This window comes from Collinsella sp. AM12-1, assembly GCF_003472325.1.
Lineage (GTDB): Bacteria > Actinomycetota > Coriobacteriia > Coriobacteriales > Coriobacteriaceae > Collinsella.
Genome location: NZ_QRLS01000052.1, coordinates 1 through 918 on the forward strand (window position 1 = coordinate 1; position 918 = coordinate 918).

Annotated in this window: 1 tRNA gene; it reads left to right on the top strand. The window is 54.6% G+C overall.

Annotation, left to right across the window (positions count from 1 at the left end):
• Nucleotides 1-115: 115 nt before the first annotated feature.
• Nucleotides 116-191 (top strand) — tRNA-Val (locus DW136_RS09855).
• Nucleotides 192-918: the final 727 nt, after the last annotated feature.

The window sequence follows — 918 nt, forward strand, 5'->3', positions numbered from 1 at the left end:
CTGAGTCCTGAGGCTGTTGCAATGAAAATGAGAATCAAGGGCTGTGACACGCGTCGGTTACCTTTAATGGATATGAGGTGAATGAGGCGATTGTTTTGCTATACTCTCTCCGCACGGGCGATTGGCGCAACGGTTAGCGCAGGTGCTTTACACGCACAAGGCTGGGGGTTCGAATCCCTCATCGCCCACCATTGAATTGGAAACGGTCCTCGCAAGGGGACCGTTTTTGTTTGGGCCCAGCGCATGGGATTCGAACCCGACAGGGTGCGAAGCTGAGGAAACGCGAAACGTTTTCCAGCGCAGCACGCGAGGGCCGCAGGCCCGAAGCGAAAGCGGGCGGCGTCAGCCGCACGCGACATCCCTCATCGCCCACCACTGATTTGATAGGCTCCCAGCTATGGGGGCCTTTCTTTTTTGGGCCCAGCGCATGGGGTTCGAACCCGCCAGGGTGCGGAGCTGAGGAAACGCGCAAGCGTTTTCCAGCGCAGCACGCGAGGAGCGGAGCGGCGAAGCGGGGCGCGGGCGGCGCCGGCCGCACGCGGACATCCCTCATCGCCCACCACTGAATTGTTAGGCCTCCAGCGATGGAGGCCTTTCTTTTTTGTGCCCAGTGCATGGGATTCGAACCCGCCAGCACGTCTGTCACAAAGGCCGTGGCCAGAAAATGGCAAAAATGAGTACTGCTACCTTGCTTACAACATATCAAAAGATAGTATTTGCTTAAGTTACGCAACATATGTCCATTATAAGGACTAATAATTGGATCAAAATCGTACATTCATCGCCATTTCGACTAGCTATCTGGCCTTATTAGTCCAAAATTGCTGCTACCAAATCGATAACAGTACTCATATTTGATGTTTTTTGACCAGCAGGTGGTAGCGCACAGAGATGTGGTGTAAGAGGCGGGGCATGCCC